This is a genomic window from Streptomyces sp. NPDC006265 (assembly GCF_040613555.1).
Classification (GTDB): domain Bacteria; phylum Actinomycetota; class Actinomycetes; order Streptomycetales; family Streptomycetaceae; genus Streptomyces.
The window spans coordinates 1-3,088 of the sequence record NZ_JBEXSH010000988.1 but is presented as its reverse complement, the minus strand read 5'-3'; the positions used below and the strand labels follow the sequence as shown (position 1 = coordinate 3,088).

Annotated in this window: 4 protein-coding genes and 1 pseudogene; 2 read left to right on the top strand and 3 right to left on the bottom strand. The window is 73.5% G+C overall.

The window, feature by feature from the left end:
• Both ABZ281_RS43990 and ABZ281_RS43985 read left to right on the top strand, forming a co-directional pair.
• The coding region (locus tag ABZ281_RS43990) for a helix-turn-helix domain-containing protein (RefSeq protein WP_356663835.1) at nucleotides 1–592 on the top strand (592 nt) is incomplete at its 5' end.
• Nucleotides 593–695: 103 nt separating this feature from the next.
• Nucleotides 696–818, top strand: a pseudogene (locus ABZ281_RS43985) (acyltransferase); the annotation flags it as partial.
• A gap of 100 nt (nucleotides 819–918) precedes the next feature.
• Here the strand turns inward: ABZ281_RS43985 and paaE are convergent.
• The 3 genes from paaE to ABZ281_RS43970 all read right to left on the bottom strand — a co-directional run.
• The gene (paaE, locus tag ABZ281_RS43980; protein WP_356663837.1) at nucleotides 919–2,022 is read right to left on the bottom strand and encodes a 1,2-phenylacetyl-CoA epoxidase subunit PaaE; all 1,104 of its coding nucleotides are present in this window, start codon (nucleotides 2,020–2,022) and stop codon (nucleotides 919–921) included.
• 11 nt (nucleotides 2,023–2,033) lie between these two features.
• Entirely contained in the window at nucleotides 2,034–2,546 is a 513-nt protein-coding gene (paaD, locus tag ABZ281_RS43975) for a 1,2-phenylacetyl-CoA epoxidase subunit PaaD (protein ID WP_356663833.1), read from the bottom strand.
• On the bottom strand, nucleotides 2,540–3,088 hold a 549-nt coding region (locus ABZ281_RS43970), incomplete at its 5' end, for a Phenylacetic acid catabolic protein (protein ID WP_356663831.1). The genes paaD and ABZ281_RS43970, both read right to left, overlap by 7 nt.

Genomic DNA, 3,088 nt, shown 5'->3' with positions numbered 1-3,088 from the left:
CTGGGCCCTGGTGGGCGAGCTCTCCCCCGGCCGCCTCGGCGTCCTGCTGGCCCTGCGCCCCGCCCAGCCCTGGCGTCCCGTGGCCGAACGGCTGAGCCGCACCGCGCTGGCTCTGGCCCCGGAGGCGATCGTCGGCGTCGGCTCGGAGGTGGCGGATCTCGCCGACACCGCACGTTCCTTCCGGGAGGCGGCCCGGGTGATAGAGGCCACCCCGCCCGGCCAGGCCCTGCCTGCGGACCGTTCCTTCCACGAGCTGCCGGACATCGACCTGCGCCGGCTGCTGTACGCGCTGCGCGAGGACCCCCGGATCCAGGACTACACGGAACGCCGGCTGAGCCGGCTCGTCCACCACGACACCCGGCACGGCACCGACCTGCTGGCGACCCTGGGCCACTATCTCGACGCCGCCGGCAACAAGACGACGGCGGCCCGTCGCGGCGGTCTGTCCAGGGAGACCATGTACCAGCGCCTGCGCGCCATCGAACGCCTCCTCGACACCGACCTCGAATCCGGCGACCGCCGCACGGAACTCCACGTGGCGCTCACGGCGTTGCGGGTGCTGCGCGCCGACCGGGGAGCGCACCCCCTGTAACGCTTCTCCCGTCCCGTTCCAAGAACAGGTGACAGGCACCCGCCGACGAGAAGGGGACACGCGTGGACGACGCGGAACGGTTACACGGCGCTGCTCGCCGTCACTCCTGGGCCTCGCGGAGCTGCGGGACTTCGGATCGCAGAGTCCTGTGGTCGTGGCCGTCGCGCACGTCACCATGCTCCAGGAGCTGCTGGGGACGCCCAATGTCCTGCTCGTCCTCTGGACGCGTTGCCCCTGTGCGTACTGACCCACCGCCACGTCGAATCGCCGGGCCGGGCCTGGGGCCGCAGGCTGGCCCACCGCTCGGGAGATCACGCGTCGGGGGATCAGGTGTCGAAGTCCACCGTCAGCTCCTCGGACACCGGGAACGACTGGCAGGTGAGGACGTAGCCGGCGTCGACCTCGGACGGTTCGAGGGCGAAATTGCGGCGCATGTCGGCCTTGCCGTCGGTGACCAGGGCGCGGCAGGTGCCGCAGACCCCGCCCTTGCAGGCGAACGGCAGGTCGGGGCGGGTCTGCTGGGCGCCTTCGAGGATGCTCCGTTCGCGGGGCAGGGCCGAGGTGGTGGAGCGGCCGTCCAGGGTGACGGTGACCTGGCTGACGGGGCCGGAGGGGCCGGTCTCCGCGTGCTGGACCTCGCGGACGGGCTCGTCGTCGGCGTAGAAGAGCTCTTGGTGGACGCGGTCGGCGGGCACGTCGAGGCCGGTGAGGACCTGCTGGGCGGCGCGGACCATGCCGTGCGGGCCGCACAGCCACCAGTGATCGGCGGACTCCACGTCGACCAGGGCGTCGACGAGGGCGGAGAGCCGCTCGGCGTCGAGGCGGCCGGAGAGCACCTCGGCCTCGCGGGGCTCGCGGGAGAGGACGTGAGCGAGCTGGAACCGCGTCGGGTAGAGGTCCTTCAGGTCGGCGAGTTCGTCGGCGAACATCACCGTGCCGGTACGGCGGTTGCCGTAGAGGAGGGTGACGCGCGAACGGGAGTCGGCGGCCAGGACGGACTCGGCGATGGAGACCATGGGGGTGATGCCGGAGCCTGCGGCGACCAGGACGTGGTGGCCGTGGGTGGCGAGGTCGGGGGTGAAGGCACCGGTGGGCGCCATCACCTCGACGGTGTCGCCGGGGCGTACGTCGTGCACCAGCCAGGAGGAGAAGAGGCCGCCCGGCACCACCCGCACGCCGATGCGCGGTGCCGTGCCGGCGGGGGCGCAGATCGAGTACGAGCGGCGCTCGTCCCGGCCGTCGATGTCGCGGCGCAGGGTGAGGGACTGGCCGGGGGCGAAGGTGAACTCCTCGGCCAGCTCGGCCGGGATGTCGAAGCTCACGGCTGCCGCGTCCTCGCACAGCGGCTGCACGGCGGCGACCCGCAGGGGGTGGAAGACCGGACGTCGGCGGGCACGCGGGCGTGCCGCCGGGGCGGGGGCCGGCTCCATCAGGTCCTCCATCAGATCTCCTTGACGTACTCGAACGGCTCGCGGCAGGCGAGGCAGCGCCACAGGGACTTGCAGGACGTGGCGCCGAAGCGGGAGGTCTCCTCGGTGTCGGGGTGACCGCAGCGGGGGCAGGGCACCGAGCGGCGGGTCGGCGACAGCACGAGCGGGACCGGGCCGGCGGCGGGCGCGGCGCCGGGCGGGGCGATGCCGTGCTCGGCGAGCTTGCGCCGGCCGGCCGCCGTGATCCAGTCGCTGCTCCAGGGAGGGTCGAGGACCGTGCGGATCTCCACGCGCTCGTACCCCGCCTCGTGCAGCCGGGCGGCCACGCCGGCGCGCATCTCGGCCATCGCCGGGCAGCCCGAGTAGGTCGGGGTCAGGCTGGCGACCACCGTGCCGTCCGGGGCCAGGGTCACCTCGCGCAGCACTCCGAGGTCGGCCAGGGTGAGCATGGGCAGTTCGGGGTCGGGCACCTGTTCGGCGATGTGCCGGGCCCGTCGCGCGTCGAGGAGTGCCGCCGTCACCATGTCGCCTCCGGGTGGGCGCGGGCCACACCCTGCAACTCGGCGAGCAGCGGGGCGAGATGCTCGGTGTGCTCCCCGCTGCGGCCGGAGCCGGGCAGCGGGCGGTAGACGGGCATGGGCAGCCCGGCGGCGTCGGTGACCTGGCGCAGCACGGCGACGACCTCGTCCCGGACGTCGTACGCCGTGAACAGCTCGCCCAGGTAGGGCGCGACCTGTTCCTGTGCCCTGCGCATCCGGCGGTGCGACTCCTCGGTGCCGTCGCCCAGGCGCACGGCCCACTCGGCCGCGTACTGCCGGTGGTACGCCAGCTCCTTCACGCCCTTGGCGGCGATGGCCGCGAGCACCGGGTCGCGGTGTGCGGTGAGCCGCTCGAAGTGCGCGAGGCGCCAGCTGGCGAACACCAGCAGCCGCACGATCGAGAACGCGAAGTCGCCGTTGGGCAGTTCGGCCGGCCCTCGGGGGCGGCGATCTCGGCGGCGACCCGGTCGTAGTGCTTGCGGATGGCCGTCATCGTCGCGTAGAAGATCACCATGCCGAGCAGGGCG

Coding starts and splice junctions, on each gene's coding strand:
- paaE (WP_356663837.1), bottom strand. CDS start 2,022: ATGGAGCCGGCCCCCGCCCCGGCGGCACGCCCGCGTGCCCGCCGACGT.
- paaD (WP_356663833.1), bottom strand. CDS start 2,546: ATGGTGACGGCGGCACTCCTCGACGCGCGACGGGCCCGGCACATCGCC.